Source organism: Rhodanobacteraceae bacterium, from assembly GCA_024234055.1.
Classification (GTDB): domain Bacteria; phylum Pseudomonadota; class Gammaproteobacteria; order Xanthomonadales; family SZUA-5; genus JADKFD01.
On record JACKOW010000002.1, the window covers coordinates 88,980 to 115,958 of the forward strand.

A 26,979-nucleotide genomic window follows, 5' to 3' on the forward strand; every position below is an offset into this window, starting at 1 on the left:
CTGATCAGGATTTGGCCAGTCGATAGTCGATATAGGCTTCACCACGCAGCTGGCGCAGGAACTGCTCGTACGCCTCTTCGCCCTTGCGCATGCGCAGACTTTCCATCATCTGGCCACGCACATAGAACTCGGTACGATCAGCCTGACGGGTACCGGTGCGCTTGACGATCAGCCAGCCGGTCGCTTCGCGGAAGGGACGGCTGTACTCGCCATCCTTGAGCGTGGTGATCAACTCGGAGAATTCCGGATCCAGTCCTTCCAGCGGAAACCAGCCGATTTCCCCACCCAGCGGTGCGGTCGCATCGTCGTCCGACTGCTCCTTGGCCAGCTTTTCGAAATCCTCGCCACGCTGCAATCGATCGTAGATGGCATCGATCTCGCGCTTGGCCTCAGCCTCGGTCTGCAGTTCGGTAATCCGGACCACGATCTTGCGCGCATTGAATTCGGTGACCACGATCTTGCTGGTTTCGCGGCGGTCGGTGAGCTTGATCAGATAGAAGCCACTGGGCGTACGCATCGGTTGAGAAACATCGCCAATGTTCATGCCCGCCACCAGATCGGCGAAGGACGGCGGTACCTGGTCGTAGCGTCGCCAGCCCAGATCGCCACCTTCCAGCGCCTGACCGGCATCCGAATAACGGATGGCTGCCGCGGTGAAATCAATGCTGCCTTCGTCAATGAGCTTCTTCACGCCCTCGGCCTTGGTGCGTGCGGTGTCGACCTGCTCCGGGCTGGCACCATCGGGAACACCGATCAGCAGCACCGACAAGCGCACTTCACCCTTGCGCGCGGTGCTGCTGGCCAACGCAATTTCCAACTCCGAGGGACTGACATCGGAACGCGATTCGATCACGCGCTGACGCAGCTTCTGCACCATCAAGTTCATCGTGCATGGTGCGACGGAACTCGGCCAGCGAGAATCCGTCCTGCAAGAGCTGCTGCTGCAGCTGGTTGAAGTCGATCTTGTTCTGGCGAAGGATTCGGGTGATGGCGTCGTCAACTTCGGTGTCGGTCACCTTCACACCGGTGGCTTCGGCGCGCTGCAACTGCAGCCGCACCAGCGTCAGGCGTTCCAGCACCTGACGTTCGAGCACATCATTGGGCGGCAGCTGGTTCTCGCGACCGGCGTACTGACGGCGAATGCCGGACAAAGCCTGATCGAGTTCGCTGCGCAGGATGATGTCCTCATCGACCACGGCCACGATCTTGTCCACCGGGGTCAGCGTGGACTGCGCGCGGACCTCCGACGCACTCGCGAAAACTGCCAAAAAACCCAAAAAAATCAGTGCTTTGAACTTCATTCCGAGATGCCCCCGAAAGGCTGATAACCGAGAATAGCACGGCGCAGGAAGTCGCCCGTATCGCGTCCCAGAGAGCCAAGTCCAGTCAGCTCGAACTCCAGGAAGACTGCGTTGCGGCGCTCTGTACCTATGCCACGAAGATAATTCCTTGAAAGCAAACGTACGCTGTAGCAGCAGTTGATGTATTCGAATCCGGCCACTGCTTCGAGCGTGGTGCGCTCGCGCAATGAGTAGTTCCAGCGAAACACGGCTCGCCAGTTGTCGTTGATCGGAATCAGCGCCGAGACATCAGCCTGCTCCAATTGGTCCGGACGATAGCGATAGCCCAGATTCAGCAAACCCTGGTCGCCGAATCGCTTCTGCAGCCGAAGCGCGCCGAAATCGGTGCGATCGGTCTCCGGGTCATAACGCAGACCACCGGTGATCGACCAGGTTCCGCTCAGGCGCGCCCGCACTTCAGCCACATAAGCGGAGCGCTGGCGATCGTCAACGATTCCGGCCGCCAGTTCATCGGGCAGATAGACCGTCGGCGCATCAAAGTAGTAGACCTGACCCAGGCTGAACGCTGCACGTTCATTGCCGAGCTCATCGTCCAGCAGTCGCGAGGTCACGGCCAGCGTCAGCTGATTGGCGTCCGCCTGACGATCGGCGCCGGTGTAGCGGTTTTCCCGGAACAGCTGGTTGAAGCTGAAATCCAGCGGTGCCGTATCGAAGACCGGAATGGCGCTCTGATCGCGCTCGGGCACGTACAGATAGTACAGCCGGGGCTCCAGCGTTTGGCGCAAACCGTTGAAACCAAAGGCATTTGGGCGCTCGAAGATCAGGCCACTGTCGAGGCTGAAGATGGGTGTGGTCCGATCGATGCTATCGGCACAGCTGCCATCGAGACGACAGGGACTGTTGGCAGGCAGATGCCGATCGAGCTCATAGCTGGTGTGCCTGAGGGTGCTGCGCAGGCGCAGATGGCCAAAGCTAGGCTGCCACTCGTAGCCGAGATACGGCGCCAGATCCAGACGTCGGCCTTCGGCAGACTGGGTGCTGATGCAGCCGCCGCTGCCGTCATCAACGCAGAAGCTGTCGCGACTGAAGTTCACCCACTCGCTCTGGACGCCATAGCGCCAGCCACCGCGGCGATCATTGAAATTCAGCGCAGCGCGCGGCAATCGCTTGTAGGGATCGGCCTGAAAGCGTTCTTCCACATCCGGCAGGATCAGTTCGTACTCGTCGGCCAGCAGACTCCAGTTCCAGTTGCGACCACCGCCAGAGAGCTGCGCCAGACTGGACAGGACCGAGGTCGACGAGGTGTTCAGCGAATCGCCCAGGTCGACGAAGTAGCGATCGTCCGAAACATGATTGATGTCGGCGTCCAGGCGCAGGCCCGGCAGCAGTACCCCGTTGTGGCGCAGGCGCAGACGCTCACGATCGCGATCCAGCAGCTTGTCGTTGGGCAGCCACTCGCCGTCGATCAGGCCGCTACCGCCGCTGTAGAGATAACGAAACTCGCCACCGGCCTGCACGCCACGATCACTGATCAGGCGCGGCGTCAGGGTGGCATCGTAGTTCGGCGCCAGATTCCAGTACCAGGGTGCGGCAAAGTCCAGTCCATCGCTGCCGAATCCCAGCTTTGGCGCCAGAAAGCCAGTCTTGCGCCGATCATCGATGGGAAAGCTGGCATAGGGCGAATACAGGATCGGAATTCCGCCCACCCGGACCTTGAAATCGCGGGCCTTGGCCTGACCTGCCTCGTTGTCGATATCCAGGCTGCTGGCCTCGATCTGCCAGGCCGGATCTTCGCCCGGGCAGGCAGTGTAGGTCACCTGTTCCAGATGGGTCTGCTTGCCCCCGGTGGTGCGCACCTCGCTGGCCCGTCCCTGCCCGCGCAGCGCTTTCAGCGCATAGCGCACATCGCTGAGCTCGGTGCTGTCCTTGCCCAGATCGGCACGGGCCTCATTGGCATAGAAAGCGTTGGTGGCGTCTTCATAGCGCACCGCCCCCTTCGCCAGCGCGCTGTCCTTCTGGATGTCGTACTCGATGCTCTCGGCCTGCAGGCGCTGATCGGCGCGGATGGCGCGGGCATTCCCGGTGAGCGTCATGTTCTGCCCATCGACACCCTCCAGCCGATCACCGCTGAGTTCGGTGTTCGCGGCAGCCCGGGCAGCCGCATCAACGGTTTCGCTGTCCAGCGCCTTAGGCTGACCGCTGCAGACCCAGGTCTGGCCGTCGCGCACACAGTGCCAGGGGTCTACCGGGCACAGCTCGGCGCCCAGCGCGGCGGACAAGGGCGTCATCGCCACTCCCAGCAGCAGCCAGCGCGATGGTCGTTTCGATTGGATCATCCGCAGTTCCATCAACATGCCATTGGACAGGTATGCGGCCGTGGGGGCCGCCGCAGCCGCGTACGATGGCATAGGCAGGCCGTTGACGAAAGGCGCAGATGCGGATTGGCCCGAACCATGACCGTCGGGATCAGCGGATCGATCTGCCGCGCGGCGGATGCCTAGGCGCTCTGGCCGTCGCCCGGGAGATCACGTAGACTTGATGTCACAGTTGTTGTCAATACGACCCGGCGCTCTCGCCGGGGTGGCGATGGCAATGACTGGATGCAACTCCCCATCTGCAAACCCGCCGCATACCGGAGCCCGTTCATGCACCGCTGGCATGTCCTCCTGCTGTCTGCCTTGACCCTCTGCGCGCTGACGATCTCCACCGCACGGGCCGCCACGGACCCTGACGAAGCGTGGATCGAACGCTACATGTCGGCGCCTGGCCACTCGGCCACGGTCACCGGGATCCGCAGCGGCTACCGGATCAGCTGGTCCGAGCTCAGCCAGTTCAAGGGCGTCAAGGTCAAGGTGCAAACCGACACCGGCCGCACCCATCGCGGCCGCATCGAGAGTGTCGATGACCAATCCTTGCTGCTGCGGGCGGAACTGCACGGCGGTTACGCCGAACTGGCGCTGCGTCGCAATCAAGTCGCCAGTACCGAGTTGGAGTAAGCCATGAATCTCGGATCCTTCACCTTCTGGTATCTGGTGATCTTCGTTCTGGTGGTGTGGATGGCGCTGCGCGTGGGCCGCAGCAGCTCCACGATGGGCGCCATGACCTTCATCTTCTGGCCGATCGCAGTGGTTCCGCTATTCACCAACTGGGGCGATCGCGACAGCGACATCCGCATTCCCTTCGTGCTGACCGCTCTGGCGTCGCTGATGCTGATCTACAACACCCACAAGGCAGCCGACCAGTTGGCGTTGAACATGGATGCGGACGACATCGCCTACCTGCGTGAGCACGACCCGGAAACTGCCGCCATGATCGAGAAACGCCAGGTAGCCATGGGCATGACCCTGGAGTTCGAAGACGAGCCGGCGGGCAACGCGGGACGCATCGTCGCCACGTCGGTCGCCAATACACGCAGCGGCAGTGCGGCGGCCGAAGAGATGCAATTCGCCGCAGCGCCAGCCCAGATTCGACAGATCCCGCTCAACGAGCTGCGCTTCCGCCGCAGCCTGGTGCGGCTGGCCCCGGCCTTCGCCACCCTGCAGATTCCCGAACACTTCCGCTTCGTCTCTGCCCAGCAACTGGGCACGCTGGCCGAGATTCGCGGCGTGACCGTGGATCCGCACAGTCTGGGCTGGGTCGTCCACGAGCGCGTCGATCTGCGCTCATCAGACTTCTGGTACGTGGACGTGCAGTTTCATGAATGCGGCCATCTCGCGCCGCCCGCTGGCGGCAGCAGCCTGACCGAGCTCAACGCCGACGACGACCAGTTGCACTGGGATCCGACAATCGCTGCCGCCAGCTGGACCAGCACCGGGACGAATGCCGCACTGGTCGAACGGAGCGTGGTCAGACTGCTGCGCCATGGTGCGCTGGTATTCAAGGCCGGCGATCTGACGCCCGGACAGCGTGAACTCGGCCTTCGGGCGACGCGCCTGCTTGCACTGCGCGCCCAGCCGGACCCGGGCTGGCAACATGCCGAGTTCATCGGTGACGCCTCGGCACAGACGCTGGCCAGCTGGGTGCAGGCGTACGTCGGCACGTCCTCGAATACGGCGAATGCCGAAGCGTTCGAGAGCACGGATCAACGCGGCTAGCCGACCTCACCAAGAATGTCGTAAACCGCTGATTTCATAACTGCAAAAAAGGGGGCAGGGGACCGACCTCGACGCATGATCTGACCGTGCTGCGGCGTGCCCCACTTCCCCTCGCCCGAGTTTGTTGCGGGAACAAGCGCACTGCCAGGGGCGACCGGGACTCTCAGCAGACAGATCGCAGGTCATTGATTTTACAAGCTGGAAGAAGTGAAGGGTGCAGGGGACGCACCTCGCCGCACGATCTGTCCGTGACGCACGGCCCTGCCCCCTGACCCCCTGACCCCTGCCCCTCGCCCCTTCTGCCCTCCGCTGCCCCTCGTTCGCCTCAAACCATCGCACCACCCGGCACGCTCGCACCCCCGCAACATTGCCATACCATTGCCTAACGCAAATTTGACCCGCAGCTAACCTTGGCACAATCCGCGTGTGCTCCACTGGCGCTTCAATTCCACGAAGCGCGTCAGGCATGCGATTGATTCAAACCTTCTACCGCTGGTTCGCCAGCGGCCCCTACCGCGCGGTTCTTGGCCTGACACTGGTCTATGTGCTGTTCAACGCCGCCGTGCGCATCGGGCTGGCGCTGTACAACGGCGATGCCAGCGTGTTCTGGTCCGGGCGGATCGTGGGCGCCATGCTGATCGGCGCCGTGTTCGACATTGGCATGGCCGGCTTCATGATGTTGCCGATGCTGCTGTTGTTGCTGACGCTGCGACATACGCCCGGCCCACGTGATGGCGGCTTCGGCCGTCGCTTCATCCGTTTCAGCTTGTTGCCTTTTGCCGGGCTGCTGGTCTTCGTCGCCGCGGCCGAATTCGTGTTCTGGAACGAATTCGCCTCGCGCTTCAACTTCATCGCGGTCGACTATCTGGTCTACACCAATGAGGTCATCGGCAATATCCGCGAGAGCTATCCCATGCCGCTGCTGCTGTCGGCCGTGGCCATCATCACGCTGTTGTTCTGGCGCCTGATCCTGCGCTGGATCGGCGCCCCCCTGCGCGAGGCTGCGCCGCGCTTTGGCGGCCGTCTGGCGCGCACGCTGGTCTGGATGTTGTTGCCGGTCACGGCCTACGCCTTGCTCGACGATAGTTACAAGGAGTACTCGAACGACGCCCAGGCCAATGAGCTCGCCGGCAACGGTACCTTCGACTTCTTCCATGCCTACCAGTCCAACTCCATCGACTACGAGCGTTTCTATCGAACGCTGCCGCAGACGCAGGCGCTGAGCGGCGTTCGGGCGGCGCTGAACATCGAGGGACCGCCGCTGACGCCCTTTGACCTGCGACGCGAGGTGCAACCCGCCGGCCCGCAGAAGGACTGGAATGTGGTGCTGGTGTCGATCGAGAGCCTGAGCGCCAGCTATCTGGCGCACTTTGGCAATACCGAAGGGCTGACACCCAATCTTGACCGGATGGCCGATGAAGGCTTGCTGTTCAAGCAGCTCTACGCCACCGGCACGCGCACGGTGCGCGGACTGGAAGCGCTGACGCTGTCGGTGCCGCCGACGCCGGGCCACTCCATCGTCAAGCGCCCCAACAACGACAAGCTCTACAGTCTGGGTTCGGTCTTTGCCCAGCAGGGCTACACGCCCATGTACATCTACGGCGGCTATTCCTATTTCGACAACATGCAGGCCTTTTTCAGCGGCAACGGCTACCGGGTCCATGACCGCACCGAACTGGCGCCTGAGGACATCCATTTCCAGAACATCTGGGGGGTTTGCGACGAGGATCTGTTCACCCTCGCGCTGCGCGAGATCGACAAGGAAGCAACCGCCGGGCGACGCTTCTTTGCGCACATCATGACGGTCTCGAACCATCGCCCATACACCTACCCGGAAGGGCGTATCGACATCCCCAGCAAGACCGGGCGCGAAGGCGGTGTCAAATACACCGACTGGGCCATCGGCGACTTCGTCGAGCGCGCACGCAGCAAGCCCTGGTTTGACCATACCTTGTTCATTTTCGTCGCCGATCACACCCATCGTGGCCGCGGCAAGATGGATCTGCCGCCACGCAACTATCTGATTCCCATGGTGATCTGGGCGCCGAGCAAGATCGCCCCCGGCACCGTCGAGCATATTGCCTCGCAGATCGATGTGGCGCCGACCATCCTCGGCCTGATGAACGTGCCTTATGAGTCACGCTTCTTCGGCAGCGACATGCTCAGCCCCGACGCCCCGCAGCGCGCTTTGCTGGCCAACTACCAGACAGTCGGTTGGTACCAGGACGGGCGTGTGATCGAACTCAAGCCCAATGCCCGCACCCGGGTCGTCGACGCAGCGACCGGCGTCGAACAGCCAGAAGACGAGGCCTCGGAGCGCATGACCAATGAGGCCATCAGCTACTACCAGGTAGCCAGCGAAGCCTTTGGCAGCGGCGCCATGCGCCTCGACGCACCCATTCGAAACACCCCTCTGGCCGGAGCAGCCGATGCCCAGTGAAATCCAGTTCCGCGGTCAGTTCCTTGGACTGCTGCTCGGCATCCTGGCCTGCGGTGGCCTGCAGGCCGCCAAGCTCGATCGCCAGAAGCTGGAGGCCGAAGGCACCGTCATCGGTGAAATCCGCATCTATGCCGGCGATGTCTTCGATCTGGAGCAGCCCGAAGAGAACCGTTTTCTCTACCGTCTGGCCAATCGCTGGCATGTGGAGACGCGCGAAGGCACGATCGAGCGGCTGTTGCTGTTCAAGGTCGGCGATCCGTACACCGAACAGGCCGTGACCGAGTCCGAGCGCCTGCTGCGCAGCCGCCGCGCCTTCTTCGACGCCAGGATCCGCCCGGTGCGGATGAAACGCGGCAAGGTGATCGTCGAAGTGCGCACCCGCGATATCTGGAGTCTGCGCCCGGCCCTGCAGTTTGGCCGCAGTGGTGGCCGCAACCGGGCCTCGGTCGGCTTCGAGGAGCTCAATTTCCTCGGCCTCGGCATGCAGCTCAGCCTGGGATACAGTTCCGACAAGGATCGCGACTCCCGCTTTGCGGCCTTCAGGGCCCCGCAGATCGGGCGCGCGCGCTGGGAATTGAACGTGGTCGCGGCCAACAACAGCGATGGCCACGAATACCGGCTGGGCCTGGCCCGACCCTTCTTTGCCCTGGACACCCGCTGGAGCGCCGGCTTCGATCTGCTCGACGACGAGCGCCGCGAACAGCGCTATCGCTATGGCGAGACCATCGACCGCTATCTGGACGACCAGCGCGGCTTCAACATCCAGGCCGGCTGGTCACCGGGATTGATCGGCGACCTGACCCAACGCTTCACCTTCGGTGCGGCATTGGAGGAGCACCGCTTCAGCGCAGTCGCGCCCATCGACGGTATCGGCACCACGCTGCTGCCCGAAGACCGCAAGCTGATCTACCCCTGGATAGGCTACGAGTTGATTCAGAATCGTTTCGTCGTCGAGCAGAATCGCGATCAGATGGGCCGGGCCGAAGACATCCTGCTCGGCTGGCACGCCAGTGCCAGGCTGGGTCTGGCCGCCGGGGCCTTTGGAGCTGACCGCCGGGCCTGGATCTACAAGGGCGCGTTGTCCTACGGTGATCGTCCCAACGACACCCAGTCGTGGCTGGTGTCCAGCGAATTCAGCGGACGCTACGAAAACGGCGGCAGCGCCGGCACGCTCAGCACCATCGACGCCCGCTATGACCACCGCTTCAACGCCTTCACCACCACCCATGTGCGGGTCAGAGGCGACATCGGCCAGAACCTGGATCTGGACCAGCCGCTGGCGCTGGGTGGCGACAACGGCCTGCGTGGCTATCCCTACCGCTACGCCAATGGCGAGCGCAGCGCGCTGGTCACCCTGGAGCAGCGCTTCTACACCGACTGGTACCCCTTCCGCCTGTTCCGGGTCGGCGGCGCGGTGTTCATGGACGCCGGCCGGGTCTGGGGCGACACGCCCGAGGGCCCAGACAACCTGGGTGTACTCAAGGACATCGGCTTCGGCCTGCGGCTGGCCAACACCCGCTCAGGGCTCGGACGGGTCATCCATATCGACATCGCCCACCCGCTCGATGGCGGCGCCGACATCTCCAAGCTGCAGTTCCTGATCAGCACGGAGCAGAGTTTCTGATGCTGGGTCAGGGACCCTCTGAATCTGAACAAGTCTTGACCGTCATTCCCGCGCAAGCGGGAATCCAGCGCTTTCATGCACTTGCGCATGCATGGATTCCCGCTTTCGCGGGAATGACGTCTTGTTCAGAGAGTCCTCGGCCGGTCAAGAGCATTGGTTCGCAAAGAACGCGAAGGACGCAAAAAAGAGCGGAACATTTGATCGTCTGTTCGGGCGTCTCGATCTGAGTCGATCCATTTGTTGTGCTTCTGCTTCCTTTGCGTATTTGGCGTCCTTTGCGGACAACGCTTTTTTGGCTCTTTGCAGAAAATCCTCAGGGCACCGTGAGCTGCTCCATGCACGAGCGCGTGTTGGCCGGCTCATAGGGCGGCAGCACCGGATAGAAGCGGATGCGGCCGCAGTTGTCGCCGGTGTCGAAGGGCAGCCAGCGGATGGCATCGCTGAACTCCAGGCGTAGATCGGCGCTGGGCAGTTGCCGGAACAGCGCCGTCCAGACCTTGAGTGCGCCGGTGGAGCCGGACAACCTGGTCGGCTGATTGTCATCGCGCCCCAGCCAGACCACGGCCAGATGTTCACCGGTATAGCCGGCATACCAGCTGTCGCGCATATCGTCCGAGGTACCGGTCTTGCCGGCCGAGTCCAGGCGGATGCCGGAGCCACCTGACAGGCTGCTGGCCGTGCCCGACAGCGTGGTTTCGTTGAGAGCCACGGTGACCAGCTTGACCACGTCGGCACCGGCCGGGTTGCCCGCCGGCCGCGGAAAGCGGGTGAGCGCCTGGCCGTTGTCATCGAGCACCGCGCGCACCGCCGAAATCGGCACTACCTGACCGCCACTGGCCAGCGTCTGATACAGCTGAGCCACTTCCAGCGGACTCAGACCGATGGAACCCAGGATCAACGAGGGCTGAGGATCACTGGGCGCCTGCACGCCCATGTTGTCGATCAATCGAGCCAGCGACTTGACCCCGATATCGAGTCCCACCCGGGCCGTCGCCAGATTGTAGGAGCGCGCCAGGGCATCGACGAGAGGCACCGTGCCGTGGGTCTTGTGATCGTAGTTCTGCGGTTTCCAGACCTTGCCAGTGGGCAGCTTCAGATTGATCGGGGCATCCGAGATCAGGCTTGCCAGGCTGTATCTGCCGGGCTGTGACAGCGCCAGCAGGTAGACAAAGGGCTTCAGCAATGAGCCCACCGGACGACTGGCTTCGATGGCCCGGTTGAATCCGGCGACCCGCGGGTCGCGGCCACCAACCAGCGCCAGCACTTCGCCATCGCGAGCACGGGTCAACACCACTGCACCCTGCAGCACCTTGTCCGGATCGACGGCGGTAATGGTCTTGGTCAGCGCCGCCTCCGCCAGCGCCTGCGCGCCTGGATCCAGCGTGGTCAATACCGACAGACCTTCGCTCTGCAAGCGTTCCTGATCGTAGTCACGTCGGATCTGCTCACGCACCAGCTGCACGAAGGCCGGGTAGCGCACCCGCGAGGGCGGCCTTGGCACCACCGCCAGCGGCGCCTTCAGCGCCTGCTCGTAGATGGGCTGACTGATGAGGCCGGTCTCCAGCATCTGTCCCAGCACCACCCGTCGACGGGCAATCGCGCGTTCCGGATTGCGTCGCGGATCGTAGTAGGACGGCCCCTTGACCAGACCGATCAACAAGGCGATCTCGGCCGGGTCCAGCGACTCCAGCGAGCGTCCGAAATAGAATTCGGCGCCGGCGCCGAAGCCGTGCACAGCCAAGGCACCGTTCTGACCGATGTAGGCCTTGTTCAGATAGGCCTCAAGGATGGTGCGCTTGTCAAAGCGGGCGTCGATCAGCAGGGCCAGACCGATCTCGCTGCTCTTGCGACGGAAGTCGCGCGCATTGCTGAGCATGGTGTTCTTGACCAGCTGCTGGGTAATGGTCGAACCGCCCTGCACCCAGCGCCGGGCCTTGAGATTGGCCCACATGGCGCGGGCGATGCCCCAGATATCGATGCCGGGGTGATCCTTGAAATTCCGGTCTTCCACCGACTGGATACCCGCCACCAGCAAACCGGGCATGTCCTTGATCGCCAGTGGCAGGCGCTCGGTGTCATCGGCCGGCATGATCGTGGCGATACGCGCAGGATCGAGGCGCTTGCGCGGCAGCGCCTGACGATCCGGCAGGCGCATCAGGCGCTTGATCCTGCCTTTTTCCAGCAACACATCGATGCGCTCGGAGCGCTCTTCGCCATCGCTGAAGGTGAAGTTGCGGGTGTAGATCTCGAAATGCTCGCCGTCGCGGCGGTAGCTGCCCGGCGCGGATGCGGTGACATCGCTGCGGTAGCGGGCCTCGGACAATTCGATCTGCAGCAGGTCGGCACTGATGCGCATGCCCGGCTGCAACACCAGTGGCCGCGCGTAGACGCGGCTGGCCACCGGCTGCTTGCCGAGGTCAAAGCGCGCGTCGATCACGCGGTTCAGATAGACAATGGTCGGCCCCGCCGCCCCGAGAAACAGGCCGAGCCCCAACCAGAACAGACGCCAGAACCAGATTCGCATGGCTGCGAGCATAAGCGGAGCGATGCCGACAGCGAACGGGCCACTGCGGGCGATTGCCGGGCAGGCCCGCAACAAGCTGGAGAAATGCGGGATAATCCGCGGCCCACGATCGGGGCCGGCCTGCTCTACGGGCAGCCCCGACCCCGCCAGATGAACCAGACCGCATGTCCGAACACGCTCCAACGTCCCAGTCGGGACTGGTTTTGTTACTGCCTGCCGAAGTCCGCGACACTGCCATGGAGGCGGCAGTGGCGGCGCTTGGTCAGTCGGACCTGTCGATCGAAACACTGCCGGTTGTCAACGATTGGCGAAGCGAGCTTCGACAACTGCGCCTGAAACATGGCGCACGCACGCTGCTGCGCGTGCGCCGGACTCAACTCTGGCTGGCCCCCGATGCGTTGTCGCGCCTTCTGAAGGGCGCAGCAGGTCATGGCGGCCCGGTGACGGCGATGACCAATCTCGATCCGCAACTGACCGCCGCAGCACCTGACAGCCAGCTTGAGGCCAGCAACCCTGAAGCGCTGGACGCCGCGATCTTTGCACTGGGTGCGTGGCGCCGATTCGAGCTCGGGGCCGAACAGCCGGCGCTGGTGGCGCTGGCAGCCGAGGCCGATGCCGATGCCACGCTGGCGGTGCTCGATCATCTCTACGTTCATGCGCCGGAGCTGCCGATACAGGGACTGCCGACACCCGCTGATCGCCGTGAGCGCGCGCCGGCTCATCCCCTGGCGTTCCTGCGCCGACAACTTCATCAACAAGCCGTGCACGGCGTCGGACCCTGGGCACAAGCCACGCGAGATGACCGGCCTGTCGTTCTTCATATCCTGCACGGCTGGGGCGGTGGTGCCCAGCGCTTCGTGCTCGATCTGGCCCAAGCAGATTCCGGCAGGCACCATCTGTTGCTGCAGGCCAGCGGCAGTCCTTCGCGGCGACGGCACGGCGAGTTCCTGGAACTCAAGGATGGTCGCGGCGGGCCGGTGCTGCGGCGACATCTGCTGACACCGTCCATCGGCGCCATCTGCGAGCACCACGCCGGCTATGCCGAGCTGCTGTCGGAATGGATCGAAGACTACGACGTTGAGCAGATCTGGGTTTCGTCGCTGATCGGACATTCCTTGGATGCGCTTCGCACCGGTTTGCCGCTGCGCTGGATGGCGCATGACTATTTCCCCTTCTGGCCGGCATTGCATCGCGATTTTGGCGATGTCGGGGCGCGCTTCGATGCGGCAGAACTAGGTCAGGATCTGGCCACCTTGCGTGGCGGCGCCTTCACCGAACTTGATGCCCACTGGTGGCAATCGATGGCCGCAAGAACCGTCGAACTTCTGCGGCAGGCCTCAGCCGAAGTGATCGGGCCGTCACGATCGGTCCTGGGCAATCTGCAGCGGGTGGCACCCGGGCTGGCAACACTGCCGCAACGACACATTGCCCACGGCACGGCGTCCTGGCCGGATGCCGCCGCGGCGCGGGCGGAGCTGAGTGCCGTCGACCTGAAGCTGCACAGCGCGGAGCGCCTGCGACTGCTGGTGCTCGGCCGCATCAACGACGCCAAGGGCCTGCACCTGCTCCGACAACTGCTGCCGCGTCTGAATGGCACTATCGATGTCTTTCTGATCGGAGCCGGCAAGGCCGCTGAAGCCTTGTTTGGCGTATCCGGTGCACACATTCTGCTGGACTACAGTCATGCCCGGCTGCCGGCCATTCTGGCTCGCATCAAGCCACACGCGGCACTGCTGCCGAGCACCGTCTCCGAGACCTTTTCCTATACGCTGAGCGAGCTGTGGGATCTCGGAATACCGCCGATCGCAACCCGCCTGGGCGCCTATGCCGAGCGTATCGAAGACGGTTTGAGCGGCATCCTGGTGGATCCCGATTGCGATCAGATCCAGGCCCTGTTGCTTGCCCTGAGCCGCGATCAGGGGCCGCTGAACCAGATCAGGCGCGAGTTGGGCAAGCGCCCCTCGCGCACGCTGGACGAAATGGCACTCGATTATCTGCCTCTGCTGCCCAGCGGCGCCCGGGAGCCGCTGCGCTACACCGTCAAGGGCGCCGACAGTTCGGACCTGGAGCGATCCCTGCTGGCCGATGCGGTCAATGACCAGGAACTCAGGCTGACTGCGGCACAGGCACGCATTGAGGAGCAGGATTCCGAATTGGTGCGACGGGCCGACTGGGGATTCAACCTGAGTCGGCAGCTGAGCGAGCGCACCCGCTGGGCGCAGTCGCTGGATCAGGAACTGACCCGCACCCGTCAATGGCTGGGCGAGCGCGAACGCATCCACGAACAGAGCGTGGTCGACGCTGAAACCCGCCAAAGACGTATGGAATCCCGATTGCGGGGCCTCACTGACGATTTCGAGAGAGCGATGGAAGAAGCAACACCGCAGCACAAGAGGCCCTGAACCAGCAGATCAACGAGCTCAATCTGTCGCTGCAAAGGGAGCGCGAGGAACATCTCGGCACCATCGCAGCAAGGGCCGAGCTGGAGGCCGAACAGGTAAAACTGCAAGCGATGCTGCAGACCCTCCAGCACGAACGCAACGTGCTGGCCGATCACCGCGCTGAAATTCTGTCCAGCACCAGTTGGCGCCTGACGGCACCGCTGCGTCTGGTCGGCCAGTTTCTCAAGCGCGCACGGGCTTCGCTGCGTTTTCGCACGGCCCGGCTGCTGACGCTGCTGCGACGTTTCCGTGGCAGCCTGACGCGACGCGGCCTGCGCGGCACCTGGTCGCGCGCCCGTCAGGAACTCAAGGAACAGTCGCAGCAACCGGCGACCCCGAAACAGATCGAACATCCAACGCCGGCAGTCAGTTACCAGCCCTTCCCGATGCCGGGCAGCGAGCAGCCGCGGGTATCCATCATCATCCCGGTCTACAACCAGTTGCATCACACCTGGCAGTGTCTGCAGGCGCTGGCAGACACGGCGAGCGCCACGGCCTTCGAGGTCATCGTCGTCGATGACGGCAGCAGTGATGCCACCGCCAGTGAAGTGCCGCGGATCAGCGGTGTACGCTTCCACAAGAATCCGCAGAACCTTGGTTTCATCGGCGCCTGCAATGCCGGCGCAGAGCTGGCCCGCGGCGAGTATCTGTTCTTCCTCAACAACGACACCGCCGTGCAGCCAGGCTGGCTGGAACCACTGCTGCGCAGCTTCGACGAGTTCAGCGACGTCGGCCTGGTCGGCTCAAAACTGGTGTATCCGGACGGACGCCTGCAGGAGGCAGGCGGCATCGTCTTCAGTGATGGCTCAGGCTGGAACTACGGTCGCTTCGACCATCCCGACGATCCCCGTTACGATTACCCGCGCGAAGCCGATTACTGCTCGGGCGCGGCCATCATGATCCGCAAGTCCCTGTTCGAGCAGTTCGGCGGCTTCGACAGCCTGTACAAGCCAGCCTACTACGAAGACACTGATCTGGCCTTCAAGGTGCGCAGCCGCGGCTTGCGCGTGATCTACCAGCCGGCGTCCCGCGTGGTGCATTTCGAGGGCATCACCGGCGGCACCGACACCAGCACTGGAACCAAGCGCTTTCAGGTCATCAACCAGGGCAAGTTCCTGGAGCGATGGAAAGCGGACCTGGCGCTACAACCGGCCCCGACCGACCACGCCGGCATCTGGCGCGCTGCCACCCATCGCGCCCGTGGCCGCATCCTGCTGATCGATGCCACCACGCCCACGCCCGATCAGGATTCGGGCTCGGTGCGCTACATCAATCTGGTTCGCGTGCTGCGTTCGATTGGCTGGCAATGCACCTTCTTTGCCGACAACCGCGCCTACGTGCCCGGCTACACCGACGCTCTGCGGGCGCTGGGTGTGGAGGTGCTGTTCCACCCCTGGATCAGCGATCCGGTCAGCTTCTTCCGCGAACGCGGCCCGCAGTTCGACGCCATCATGCTCAGTCGCCACTACGTCGCCTGCCAGTACGTGGATCTGGCCCGCGAGCATGCGCCACAGGCCCTGCTGCTGTTCGATACTGTCGATCTGCATTATCTGCGGGAACAGCGCGCTGCCGCAGTGGCCGGCAGCGAAGCCTTGGCCCGACAGGCCGGGATCACCCGCAATGCCGAGCTCGACCTGATCCGCCGTTGCGATGTCACCCTGGTCGTCAGCCCGGTCGAACAGGAACTGCTGTCCCGCGAGGCCCCAGGCCGGCGCGTGGAAGTGCTCTCCAACATTCATGAGGTGGCGGGACGCCGCGCCGAGTTCGCCGAGCGCAAGGACATCTGGTTCGTCGGCGGATTCCAGCACCAGCCCAATGTCGACGCCGTACTCTGGTTCGCCCGGGCGATCTGGCCGCGGGTGCGTCAGAGCCTGCCCGAACTGCGCTTCCATATCGTCGGCAGCAAGATTACCGCCGAGGTGGAAGCACTGACCGGCAACGGCATCGAAGTGCACGGGTTTGTCGAGGACATCAGCCGCTTTCTCGACGGTTGCCGCATCAGCGTTGCGCCCTTGCGCTACGGCGCCGGGGTCAAGGGCAAGGTCAACCAGAGCATGGCCTACGGCCAGCCGGTCGTGGCCACGCCGATCGCGGTCGAGGGCATGGAAATCGTCGCAGGCCAGGAGGCGCTGGTCGCCGAGAACGCCGACGACTTCGCCGACGCCGTGATCCGGCTCTATCAGGATGCCGAACTCTGGCTGCAGCTGTCCGACGCCGGCCTGGCCAATATCCAGTCGCATTTCTCCTTCGATGCCGCCCGCACGGCGCTGGCGCAGATACTGGATCGGCGGCGGTAGCACGGGGCACGGGGCACGGGGCACGAGGGCACGGGGAACGGGGGGGCACGGGGCACGGGGCACGGGGCACGGGGCACGGGGCACGGGAAAAGGCACGGGGACACGGACTTCCACCGTGCTGTGTGTGTGCGCTTGCGAGCGCACTGGGTCCAGACTTGTCTGGACGCTTCTGGCGACATGCTGAAGAGCGTCCGGACAAGTCCGGACCCACAACAGCCGCGCATCGTCACGCCCACTGCCCCTTTCCCCTGCACGCCTGCGTCACATCTCGTAAACTTGCGATTCCCGTCATCCAAAGGCTGATCCCGTGAAAGTGCTCAAAGGCTTGTTCCTCGGCATCATCGGCCTGATCGTCGTTTTGGCGATCGTCGGTCTGTTTCTCCCTTCCAGCGCGCGAGTCGAGCGCTCCATCGTCATTGATCGGCCGGCCAGCCTGATCTTCCCGGTACTGAACTCCTTCGAGCGCTTCAATGAGTGGTCGCCCTGGTACGGCCTCGATCCAGCAGCTGAATACAGTTACAGCGGCCCGTCCAGCGGCGTCGGTGCCAGGATGGATTGGAAGGGCAATGAAGCGGTGGGCGTGGGCACCCAGACCATCACCGCCAGCGAACCCGATTCGCGCATTGCCACGGATCTGGACTTCGGTGAGATGGGTGTTGCCAAGGTCGAGCTGAAACTCACACCGGAAGGTCAGGGCACACGGGTCACCTGGGGCTTTCAGACCGATTTCGGCTATGACCTGGTCGGCCGCTATTTCGGTTTGTTGATGGACCGCTTCGTCGGCGCCGACTACGAGAAGGGCCTGGTCCAACTGAAGGCGCTGGTCGAGACCTTTCCGAATACCGACATCGCAGGCGCGGACATCGAGCTCATCGACGTCGCGGCGCGCCCGATCCTGTACGTCACCGCCTCCAGCTCCCAGGATCTGGACGCCATCTCCAAGGCCTATGCCGATGCCTACGGACTGATCCTGCCGCTGATGAATGCGGCGGAACTGGTTCCCACCGGCCCGGTGCTGGGCATCGACAACTACTGGGATGATCGCGGCTATGGCTTCGATGCGGCCATTCCGGTTGCACGCACCGATATTGAGCTGCAGGCCCCGGTGCAGGCCGGCCAGACCTACGCCGGTCGCGCCGTGCGCGTGCGCTACGTCGGCGCCTATGCCGGCCTCGGCGATGCCCAGAGCAAGGGCGAGGCCTATATCGCGGTACACAAGCTGAAGGCCCACGATCGAGTCTACACCGAGTTTGTCAGCGATCCCGGCGATACGCCCGAAGATCAGCTGATCAGTGTGGTCTACCTGCCGGTGGAGTAAGGGGCACGGGGCACGGGGCACGGGGCACGGGGCACGGGGAAAGGCTACGGGCTTTCGGCTGTTGCAGGTCCAGACTGTCTGGACGCTCTTCGCCCGGTGAGACAGAAGCGCCCAGACAAGTCTGGACCCACAAGAGCCGGCGTCATGGATAGCGCGGCGAAGCCATCCAGCGCTTCTGATGCCGTGACTCTGGATTGCTTCGCTGCAGTCTCCATGAACCCATATCGCAAGTTGTTGATGCGTCATTGCGAGGAGCGCAGCGACGAAGCAATCCAGGGTAGCGCCGCACATCCCTGGATTGCTTCGCTACGCTCTCCATGAACCCATATCGCAAGTCGTTGATTTGCTTCGTTCACCTGTAGGAGCGCCCTTGCGGCGCGACCGCTGCTTCGAAGGTGCAGCTTGCCGGTCGCGACGCGAGGTCGCTCCTACAGGCGGGTTTCTGGTTCATGGCCCATGGGCAGTGTCGGGCCGACACCCGACACAGATGGCTCTCCATGAACCCATGCCGTAAGTTATTGATTCGTCACTGCGAGGAGCGCAGCGACGAAGCAATCCAGGGTGGCGCCGCACGCCCCTGGATTGCTTCGCTACGCTCGCAATGACACCGGGGGTTCATGGCCCGTGAGCAGTTTCGGGCCGAAACAGGTGGCTCGCAATGACGCCCTGACATTGCGCCGGCCTCTGCCCTCGCGCCCTACCCCGTACCCAGCGACAGTCGCTCACGCACGATCGGCGAGATCCGCTCCAGTTCCCGCAACGGCGGATAGTCCCAGACGGCGGGCTGGGCGCGCAGCGGGCGCAGGCGGCCGGATTCGACCAGGGCGCGGTGAAAACCCCCGAGCTTTCCCGCAGGCACGCCGGCACACAGGCTGTACACCGGCCGCCCGGTCCCCAACGCCTCGCTCAGCATGTTCACCGAGTCGGCGGTCACGATGAAACGATCACCCCAGGCGAGCGCTCCACGATAGGGATTGTCGCCATCGGCAGCGCCGAACCAGCACACGTCCGCTTGCGGCAGCGCCCGGCGCAAGGCTTTCTGCCAGGCATTGGGGGTGCGCCTGGAGCCCAGCAGCAGCAAGCTGCCGCCGTCATGATTGCGCCAGTTCTGCAGCGTCTCGGCCAGGCGCTCGATTTCCTGGCGGCCGAGCTTCACCCCGCGTCGATGGCCGCCGACCAGCACGACCGTGCGCGGCGAGGCCAGCCGCCCCAGCGCGGCGTGCGCCAGCCGTTCGCGGGAGATCCAGGCGTTGTCGATGGCATGTAGCGAACCTTCGACCACGATCACATTGGGTTTGTTCAAGCGATCGTGGGCCGGCGCAATCACCAGATCGTAGTGCGCTGGATTGATCCTTGGATCGAGAATCTGGATGGTGCGGGTCCTGCCCCTGCTGGCTAGGCCGACGGTCAGCAGAGCAGCGGCACCCATGCGCCCGGCACCGATTGCGATATCCGGCCATGCTTCCGGGTCCAGAGGCGGTTGCCAGCGAGCAGCCGCCAGCACCGGCCCGTGGGGCAGCCACAGTCGCTGCGGCCAGGGTGCTCGCAAGCGCACGCAGCTGGCCGGCTCAGTGCTCAGTGCAGCAGCCAGGGCCAGCGCCGGCAGCTCGTTGCCAGCGGCGCCATCGCTGTAGACCGTCAGTTTGCGCGAAAGCTCCATGCACGCAGCATCGCCAGTTGCGCGGCGCTTGCCAAGTGATGCTCACAAGCGCTTTCACGCCGTATCGCTATGATCAGGCCCTCTTCGAATCCAGGATTGATCATGGCACTGAACGACGACGCCCTCGCCCAGCTCTTCACCGAAGCCCGTACCCACACGGTCTGGCAGGACAAAGCGGTCAGCGACGAGACCTTGAAGCGGTTGTTCGAACTGTTGAAATGGGGCCCCACCAGCGCCAATTGCTCTCCGGCACGCTTTGTCTTCGTGAAGTCGGCCGAGGCAAAAGAGCGACTCAAGCCGGCGCTGAGCGAAGGCAATCTGGCCAAGACCATGGCTGCACCGGCGACGGCGATAGTGGCTTGGGACTATGCCTTCTACGAACATTTGCCGCGGCTGTTCCCCCATGACCAGAGCGCCCGCAGCTGGTTTGCCGGCAAGCCCGAGGCCATTCAGACCGGCGGCTTCCGCAACGGCACGCTGCAGGGCGCCTATCTGATCATCGCCGCGCGGGCGCTAGGTCTGGACTGCGGACCGATGTCGGGTTTCGACAACGCCAAGGTCGACGCCGAATTCTTCGCCGGCACCGAAATCCGCTCCAATTTTCTGGTCAACCTGGGCTATGGCGACGCCAGCAAACTGCATCCGCGCGGACCCCGCTTCAACTTCGATGAGGTCTGCAAGATCGCCTGAGGATCACGCCCCCTCTGAATAGCATCAGGAGCAATGGTCCGCGAAGGACGCAAAGGACGCGAAGAAGAGCAAGTCACATGATATGCCCGCATGCATGGACAGGCTCGCAGTGATTGATGAATCTCTCTGCTTCTCTTGGCGTTCTTTGCGGACCAATGACTACAGATCCAGAGAGGCTCTGAACAGGTCTTAACCGTCATTCCCGCGCAAGCGGGAATCCAGTGCTCTCAGCTACTTGCGTATGCGTGGATTCCCGCTTCCGCGGGAACGACGGCTTGTTCAGTGGATCCCTGACGGCTAGCCCTCATCGTCTTCATTACCACCCACCAGCTTGTACTTGCGCAGATAGCCGCGCAGCTGGTGGTAGCTCAGACCCAGCAGTTCGGCGGCCTTGCGCTGGTTGAAGCGGGCTTGCTGCATGGCCGTCTCCAGCCATGAGATCTCGATGCGTTCGATCTCGGCACGAAAATCGGCGGGAAGGTCGAGTTCCAGCCCTTGCTCCGGCGCGGGCTCGGCCGCAACTGCTGCCGGCGCCGGGCTGCCATCCTCGCCCAGCTTTCTGGGTGCGGGGCGCCACGGCGACTCGAAGGGGTTGAAGCCGATGTCGTCGATCTCTTCCTCCAGATCATCCATCCGGTAGACCGCGCGCTCGACCACGTTGCGCAGTTCGCGCACATTGCCCGGCCAGGGATGCTCACGCAGCTGCGTCTGCGCGCGCTGGCTGAATCCGGGGAAGAGATCGCGCTTGAGCTCCTGGCTCATGCGCGTGGCAAAGTGCTCGGCCAGCAGCAGGATGTCCTCCTGCCGGGCCCGCAGCGGTGGCAGCGTGATCACGTCAAAGGCCAGCCTGTCGAGCAGATCCTCACGAAAGCGACCGGCACGCGCCTCACTGGGCAGATCGAGGTTGGTGGCCGCGATCAGGCGCACATTGGTGCGGATGGTCTCGCGGCCGCCGACGCGTTCGAACTCGCCATATTCGATCACCCGCAGGATCTTCTCCTGCACCCGCTGTGAGGCATTGGCCAGTTCATCCAGGAACAGGCTGCCTTCATGGGCGATCTCGAAACGTCCGAAATGACGGCGCGTGGCGCCGGTAAAAGCGCCCGCCTCGTGACCGAAGAGCTCGGTTTCCAGCAGGGATTCGGCCAGCGTTGCACAGTTCATCTTGACGAAGGGCCGATCCCAGCGCCGGGACAGAAAGTGCAGACGCGCCGCCACCAGTTCCTTGCCGGTGCCGCGCTCACCGATCACCAGCACCGGCCGGTCCAGCGGTGCCGCCCGCGACACCTGTTCCATGACCTCGGCAAAAGCAGGCGCTGAGCCCAGCAGCGAGAGATCGTTGTTGTCGGCATCGGCCATGCACGTATCCGAAAGGCGGTCAGGCGCCCATTCTAGTCGGTGGCGCCGGCAGCCTGCCGGACGACTTCTGGCAGGGGTACCGGGCGGCCATCGACCGGATTCACCCACACCAGCACGGCCTGGCCATCGGAATAGCACACGGCTGGATCGTCGGCTGCGTACATGTGCTGGGCAATGGTCAGACTGGTGCGGCCGATGCGTTCAGTGCCCAATCGAATCCGCAAGGTCTCCGGATACTGGATCGGGCGCCGGAAGTTGATGGTGGTTGCCGCCAGAATCGGCTCGAACTCGGCACTGCGCCAGGGACTGCCAAGGCTGTCGAACCACTGTATGCGGGCCTCCTCCAAAAAGGTCAGGAACACCGAGTTGTTGACATGGTTGTAGGCGTCGAGATCACGCCAGCGCAGGGGAACGGTGGTTTCGATGAGCACGAAGGGGGGCCTGGTTGTCGGTTGTCGGTTGTCGGTTGTCGGTTGTAGGGGCACGGGGCACGGGGCACGGGGCACGGGGCACGGGGCACGGGGCACGGGGCACGGGGCACGGGGCACGGGGCACGGGAAAGGCTCGCATATCTGGCGTCATTGCAAGCCATTTGCTTGGGCAGATTCCGCACGCGAGCCATGAACTGGCGTCATTGCGACCCCGGACTTGATCCGGGGGAAGCAATCCAGATGCGTTGTCGCAAGTCCCTGGGTTGCTTCGTCGCTACGCTCCTCTCCATGAACCCCTATCGCAAGTTTTTGATTCGACTTGTTCACCTGTAGGAGCGCCCTTGCGGCGCGACCGCTGCCTCGGACGGGCGGCTTGCCGGTCGCGACGCGAGGTCGCTCCTACAGGCAAGCTTGTGGTTCATGGCCAGTGGGCAGTGCCGGGCCGGAACAGGCAGCTCGCAATGACGCCGGGACGGGTTTTCGAGCTGTCGCGGACAGAGTCCGCTCCCACAGGCGCAAGCGCCGGACATCCCGCACCGACAACCGACAACCGACAACCGACAACCGACAACCGACAACCAGCAACCAGCAACCAGCAACCAGCAACCGACAACTGCTTCACCGCCGATGCCTGGGTTTCAGCAGCTTGGCCTCGTAGGCCAGCGCGCTGCCGTCCGGACGGGTCTTGAAGCGGCGGTGGGCCCAGAGGTATTGCTCGGGCACCTTGCGCACTTCGGTTTCCAGCAGGGCGATGATGCGTGCGGTGTCGGATACCGGGTCGGCGCCGGGGAACTGCGCCAGTGGCGGATCGATGCGCAAGCGGTAGCCGTAGCCATCGGGCTTGCGGCTGATCCAGCAGCAGAGCACCGGCGCCCGGGACAGCCGCGCGATGCGGCTGGTCATGGTGAGGGTGGCGGCGGGTTGGCCAAAAAATGGCACGAATGCCATGTGCAGATTGAAGTTCTGGTCCGGCGCATAACCCACTGGATGGCCCTCCCGCAGCGAGCGCAGCAGATCGCCAAGATTCTTCTTCTCCAGCGTGCGCTCGCAGAAGCGGCGGCGGGCGCCATCGATGATGGCTTCCACGGCAGGATCGTTATTCCGTCGCACCATCTGGTGCATGGGCCTGCCCAGCGCCTCGGACAGCAGCCGTCCACCCAGTTCGATCATCGTGAAATGGCTGAACAGGCACAGCGCGCCCTTGCCGGCGTCCAGCGCCTGCTGCAGATGCTCCAGGCCTTCCACCTCGACGATGCCTGCCGTGACCTTGCGCGGCGCAAACCAGGCCATGGTGGTCTCGAACACGCTCACGGCGGTCGAGCGCAGATTGCGCCAGACCAGCTGCGACTGCTGCTCGGCATTCAGCTCGGGAAAGCACAAGCCGATATTGGCAGCCACGATGGCGCCCCGTTTGCCGGCGAGCAGCGACATCGGACCAGACAGCCAATGGGCGATGCGCATCTGGCGTCGGTACGGCCGCCTCGCCAGCCAGCGCGCCAGCGCAAACAGCAGTCGCCAGCGCCAGCTCAGGCGCTCAGCGGCGATGTCGGCGTCGGACTTCATAGACCTTGGCGTATTTCAGGAAGACATAGAATGCGCCCACCGCGCTCTGCACAAAACCGGCCCAGCCATCGAGACACTGGCGCTTGCCGAAGTACTGTCGCAGGAAGAACCAGGGCGGGTAGAGCAGCATGCGGGTGCGCACGAATCCCACCTGACGCTCCAGCTTGTCGGCCACCAGCCCGCTGGAATAGGCGTTGATCTTGGCCACCTTGGTGTGGATGTCAGGCTCGCCATCATGGTGGAAGGCGTAGCGCAGATCTGCCACTGGCCCGTCCACCTCAGGCGCCGCGTGCACCGTCGATGCGCTCATGTGAAAGCGCTGGCGATCAAACAGGCGCAGATAGCGATTCAGGCGCGCGCCGCGATGCTGGTATTGCCAGAAGATCAGTTCACGGCGCGGTATGCGGTAGCCGGCCAGGCCGGGCTGTCCCGCTACCATGCCCGCCAGCAGCGCCTGGATTTCGAGCTGACAGTCCTCGGGCAACCACTCATCGGCATCCAGCAGGAGCACGTAGCGATGGCGGGCCTGTTCGATGGCCCATTGTTTCTGCGGCCCGTAGCCGGCGAAGGGCTTGTGCAGCACCCGACAACCGAACTCGGCGGCGATCGCCAGTGTGTCATCGCTGCTGCCGGAATCGACCAGCAGCCGTTCGTCGGCGAAGGCCGCACTCCCAAGACAGCGGCGCAGGGTGGCGGCATTGTTCAGGGTGGTCACGACCAGCGACAGCGGCTGGCGCCGAGCCTCGGAACTGGGGGATGTTGCTGCAGAGGATTGGTCGCTCATGTCAGCGCACCAGCGTCGATTCAACGGCGTCGCCGACGGCCCGCAGGCCCGATTGCAGGCAAGCCAGGGTCAGCAACCAGCACAGGGTGATTCCCATCGGCACCGAATAAAAGGCCAGGTGGGTATTCAGGGGAAACACCAGCACCAGCAGCGCCACCCAAGGGGCGTGCGCGGCGGGATCGTCGATCGTGCGCCGGGAACAACGCCACAACAGCCCTGCCGCTGCCAGCCACAGACTCAGTCCCAGCAAACCCGTTTCGGTCAGCAATTCCAGCACGATCTGGTGGGCGTGGGCGGCGCCGGTGCCGCGGGCCGAATCCACCCAGGGGTCGTCTGCAGCCGCAAACTCGGGATAGGCATGGCGGAAACCGCGAACACCCACACCATTGACCGGGTGCGCGGCAAACATCAACGCTGCGGTATGCCAGATCGGCAATCGACCGGCCAGTGCGACATCCAGCTGGCCATCACGAGCTGCAAGTGTGCGGTCCACTCGGGCCTTGAAGGCATCCGAAAGCTGATAGCCGGCACTGGCCAGCAACACGCCCGCCAACAGCGCCGCACCTGCCCAGGCCAGCAGCGCCCGCTTCGACCCCCGAGCCAGCCGCCAGGCCAGCAGCAGGCTCACCAGCGCAAAACTCACCCAGCCCGCACGAGCGCCGGCCAGCAACACCACCGTCAGCACGGCCAGGTAGCAGACGCCGAGGCGCCAGCGTGGTCCCGGCAGCAGCGGCCACAGCAACAGCGGTGAGAGAGCCGACAGCAGCGGTCCCAGCTTGAGGTCATCGGCACCGAAGATACCGCTCAGACGGTCAGCATCCGCCGGCCCACCGAGCGACCAGCCGGTCGCCGCCTGCAGCAAGGCATCGAGTACCCACAAGGCAATCGGCGCCGCCGCGGCCGGGATCAGCAGGCGCGACAATCGCTTCGAGCTCACGCCGGCAACAAGCGCCTGCGCGGCCAGCGCCAGCAGACCCACGGCGAAAGCCATGAAACGCAGTGCCGCGAGCATGTTGGTCCAGCTCTTTTGCGGTGCCACCGCATCCACCGCGGACAACAGCGCCGCCATCACATAGGCTGCCAATGCCAGCAGCAGCAGCTTCCCGGTCGGCACCCGTAGAATCTGATTGGCAGACCTGAGGATGGCGACGATCCCGATGATGGCACCGGTCAGCAGCGGCACCTCGACGCTGCGCGAAAAGGGCAGCAGCAGCGGTACCAGAAGTATCAAGGCCGCGAGCGTCAGCGCCGAATTCGGCAGAGGCTGGCTCATGGCAACCGGGCCAGCGCCGCCGGATGCGGTGCCGCGCCTTCCAGCAACTCCGCATATACCGACAACGTCAGTCTCTGGGAATCACTGACCGTGGGCACGCGGGCGGTGTCGACTTCCGGCGCCTCGCGCAGCAGCAGCAAGGCGCGCTCGGTCAATGCAGCCAGATCACCGAGGGGCGAACACCCCGCTGGATACAGCTCACGCAGCAGATCGCCGACCCCACCGTGGGCGTAGCCCAGCACTGGCCGCCCCAGGCAGAGTGCCTCGGCCACCACTCGCCCGAAACTCTCCGGACGGGTCGAGAGCTGCAGCACCAGGCGACTTGCCGCGTAGACCTCGCGCACATCGCCCCGGGGGACACTGAAAGCCACGAACTCATCAACGCCCAGCTGGCGAGCCAGCGTCTGCAACTCGCGCACATAGGGTCGTCGGGATTCTTCGACCACGCCCAACAGCAACAGGCGCGCGTCAACACCGGCCTGACGCACACGCGCCAGAAGCTGCAGCGCATCAGAATGACCCTTGAGACGGGTGCCGCGACCGGGCAAGGTCATCAGCATGCCGCCCGCCAGCGCCGGAAAATCCTGGTGCAACGCCTCCAGCCATTCGTCGGAACACTGCGTGCCCGGTGGAAATTCCACGGGATCGGCACCCGGCGGCACGATCCGCAGACGCGATTCATCCATCCCGGGATAGTTGGCCAGCAGGTAGTGTCGAGTGGTCTGCGAGACCGCAATCACCCGATCCGCCTGGGTCAGGATACGGCTGTAGCGCGAGACCGAATTCAGACCGTGCACGGTGTTGACCTTGGCGACGCGTACACCGCTACCCAGCAGCGCCAGTTTCAGCAACCACGCCGGCAGCCGCGAGCGCGCATGCACCAGATCGGGCCGCAAACGCTGCATCAGCCGGCGCAAGCGCAGCGCTGTCCAGACTGCCCCCAGGTCCTTGGAGCCTATGGGCAATTGCACGTGTTCACTGCCTTCGGCCTTGAGGCGCGATACCCAACGACCGCCCCCCGACACGACAATGGATCGGTGACCAGCGGCTACCAGCGCCCGCGCCGTTTCCATGGTCGAACGTTCGGCCCCACCCGGTGACAGCCGCGGAATCAGCTGGACGACGGTCCAACGCGGCCCTGAGGTCCTGGCGCCTGCGGAACTCATGGGCTCAATCGGAT

Annotated in this window: 19 protein-coding genes; 8 read left to right on the top strand and 11 right to left on the bottom strand. The window is 64.0% G+C overall.

Translation table 11 applies throughout. The annotated features are described in order from the left end of the window. Positions 1 to 4: 4 nt before the first annotated feature. Genes H7A19_04715 through lptD form a run of 3 tightly spaced genes read right to left on the bottom strand, consistent with a single transcriptional unit; the run spans position 5 to position 3,637 of the window. The gene (locus tag H7A19_04715) at positions 5 to 877 is read right to left on the bottom strand and encodes a peptidylprolyl isomerase (GenBank protein ID MCP5474124.1); all 873 of its coding nucleotides are present in this window, start codon (positions 875 to 877) and stop codon (positions 5 to 7) included. Continuing rightward, positions 777 to 1,301: a SurA N-terminal domain-containing protein gene (locus tag H7A19_04720; protein MCP5474125.1), complete on the bottom strand. Its 525-nt coding sequence runs from the start codon at positions 1,299 to 1,301 to the stop codon at positions 777 to 779. The genes H7A19_04715 and H7A19_04720 overlap by 101 nt, the downstream gene beginning before the upstream one ends. After that, positions 1,298 to 3,637, bottom strand: coding sequence for an LPS assembly protein LptD (gene lptD, locus H7A19_04725; protein MCP5474126.1), 2,340 nt, complete (start codon positions 3,635 to 3,637; stop codon positions 1,298 to 1,300). Before lptD ends, H7A19_04720 begins: the two co-directional genes overlap by 4 nt. Before the next feature lie 309 nt (positions 3,638 to 3,946). Here lptD and H7A19_04730 point away from each other — a divergent pair, with 309 nt between their 5' ends. The 4 genes from H7A19_04730 (at position 3,947) to H7A19_04745 (ending at position 9,459) form a co-directional block, all read left to right on the top strand. Further along, positions 3,947 to 4,297: a hypothetical protein gene (locus tag H7A19_04730; GenBank protein MCP5474127.1), complete on the top strand. Its 351-nt coding sequence runs from the start codon at positions 3,947 to 3,949 to the stop codon at positions 4,295 to 4,297. Between the two features lie 3 nt (positions 4,298 to 4,300). Further along, complete coding sequence (locus H7A19_04735) at positions 4,301 to 5,395, top strand: hypothetical protein (GenBank protein MCP5474128.1); 1,095 nt, start codon at positions 4,301 to 4,303, stop codon at positions 5,393 to 5,395. Between the two features lie 466 nt (positions 5,396 to 5,861). Then, positions 5,862 to 7,835, top strand: a complete 1,974-nt coding sequence (locus H7A19_04740; protein MCP5474129.1) for an LTA synthase family protein — start codon at positions 5,862 to 5,864, stop codon at positions 7,833 to 7,835. After that, positions 7,825 to 9,459 carry a BamA/TamA family outer membrane protein gene (locus H7A19_04745; protein MCP5474130.1) on the top strand — a complete coding sequence of 545 codons (1,635 nt, stop codon included), beginning with the start codon at positions 7,825 to 7,827 and terminating at the stop codon, positions 9,457 to 9,459. The genes H7A19_04740 and H7A19_04745 overlap by 11 nt, the downstream gene beginning before the upstream one ends. A 313-nt stretch (positions 9,460 to 9,772) precedes the next feature. Here H7A19_04745 and mrcB read toward each other — a convergent pair whose 3' ends face one another. After that, positions 9,773 to 11,983, bottom strand: a complete 2,211-nt coding sequence (mrcB, locus tag H7A19_04750) for a penicillin-binding protein 1B (GenBank protein MCP5474131.1) — start codon at positions 11,981 to 11,983, stop codon at positions 9,773 to 9,775. 164 nt (positions 11,984 to 12,147) lie between these two features. Here mrcB and H7A19_04755 point away from each other — a divergent pair, with 164 nt between their 5' ends. From H7A19_04755 to H7A19_04765, 3 genes are all read left to right on the top strand, one after another. After that, positions 12,148 to 14,385 carry a glycosyltransferase gene (locus tag H7A19_04755; protein MCP5474132.1) on the top strand — a complete coding sequence of 746 codons (2,238 nt, stop codon included), beginning with the start codon at positions 12,148 to 12,150 and terminating at the stop codon, positions 14,383 to 14,385. 110 nt (positions 14,386 to 14,495) lie between these two features. After that, on the top strand, positions 14,496 to 16,721 hold the full coding sequence (locus tag H7A19_04760) for a glycosyltransferase (protein MCP5474133.1): 2,226 nt from the start codon (positions 14,496 to 14,498) through the stop codon (positions 16,719 to 16,721). Between the two features lie 307 nt (positions 16,722 to 17,028). After that, positions 17,029 to 18,039 (top strand): SRPBCC family protein, encoded by a 1,011-nt coding sequence (locus tag H7A19_04765; protein ID MCP5474134.1) that lies wholly within the window; start codon positions 17,029 to 17,031, stop codon positions 18,037 to 18,039. A 697-nt stretch (positions 18,040 to 18,736) separates the two neighbouring features. On the opposite strand, the gene H7A19_04770 is transcribed toward H7A19_04765, so the two are convergent. Further along, positions 18,737 to 19,699: a mitochondrial fission ELM1 family protein gene (locus H7A19_04770; GenBank protein ID MCP5474135.1), complete on the bottom strand. Its 963-nt coding sequence runs from the start codon at positions 19,697 to 19,699 to the stop codon at positions 18,737 to 18,739. A 102-nt stretch (positions 19,700 to 19,801) separates the two neighbouring features. Here H7A19_04770 and H7A19_04775 point away from each other — a divergent pair, with 102 nt between their 5' ends. Continuing rightward, entirely contained in the window at positions 19,802 to 20,389 is a 588-nt protein-coding gene (locus tag H7A19_04775) for a malonic semialdehyde reductase (GenBank protein ID MCP5474136.1), read from the top strand. Positions 20,390 to 20,686: 297 nt separating this feature from the next. Here H7A19_04775 and pspF read toward each other — a convergent pair whose 3' ends face one another. The 6 genes from pspF to H7A19_04805 all read right to left on the bottom strand — a co-directional run bounded on the left by pspF (position 20,687) and on the right by H7A19_04805 (position 26,965). Continuing rightward, a complete protein-coding gene (gene pspF, locus H7A19_04780) occupies positions 20,687 to 21,748 on the bottom strand; it encodes a phage shock protein operon transcriptional activator (GenBank protein ID MCP5474137.1) in 1,062 nt (353 codons plus the stop codon). 32 nt (positions 21,749 to 21,780) lie between these two features. After that, on the bottom strand, positions 21,781 to 22,179 hold the full coding sequence (locus H7A19_04785) for an acyl-CoA thioesterase (GenBank protein MCP5474138.1): 399 nt from the start codon (positions 22,177 to 22,179) through the stop codon (positions 21,781 to 21,783). 618 nt (positions 22,180 to 22,797) lie between these two features. After that, complete coding sequence (locus H7A19_04790; protein ID MCP5474139.1) at positions 22,798 to 23,742, bottom strand: lipid A biosynthesis acyltransferase; 945 nt, start codon at positions 23,740 to 23,742, stop codon at positions 22,798 to 22,800. Then, the gene (locus tag H7A19_04795) at positions 23,714 to 24,526 is read right to left on the bottom strand and encodes a glycosyltransferase family 2 protein (protein MCP5474140.1); all 813 of its coding nucleotides are present in this window, start codon (positions 24,524 to 24,526) and stop codon (positions 23,714 to 23,716) included. The genes H7A19_04790 and H7A19_04795 overlap by 29 nt, the downstream gene beginning before the upstream one ends. Position 24,527: 1 nt before the next feature. Continuing rightward, positions 24,528 to 25,799 (bottom strand): O-antigen ligase family protein, encoded by a 1,272-nt coding sequence (locus tag H7A19_04800; protein ID MCP5474141.1) that lies wholly within the window; start codon positions 25,797 to 25,799, stop codon positions 24,528 to 24,530. Beyond that, positions 25,796 to 26,965, bottom strand: coding sequence for a glycosyltransferase (locus H7A19_04805; GenBank protein MCP5474142.1), 1,170 nt, complete (start codon positions 26,963 to 26,965; stop codon positions 25,796 to 25,798). Before H7A19_04805 ends, H7A19_04800 begins: the two co-directional genes overlap by 4 nt. Between the last annotated feature and the right edge of the window lie 14 nt (positions 26,966 to 26,979).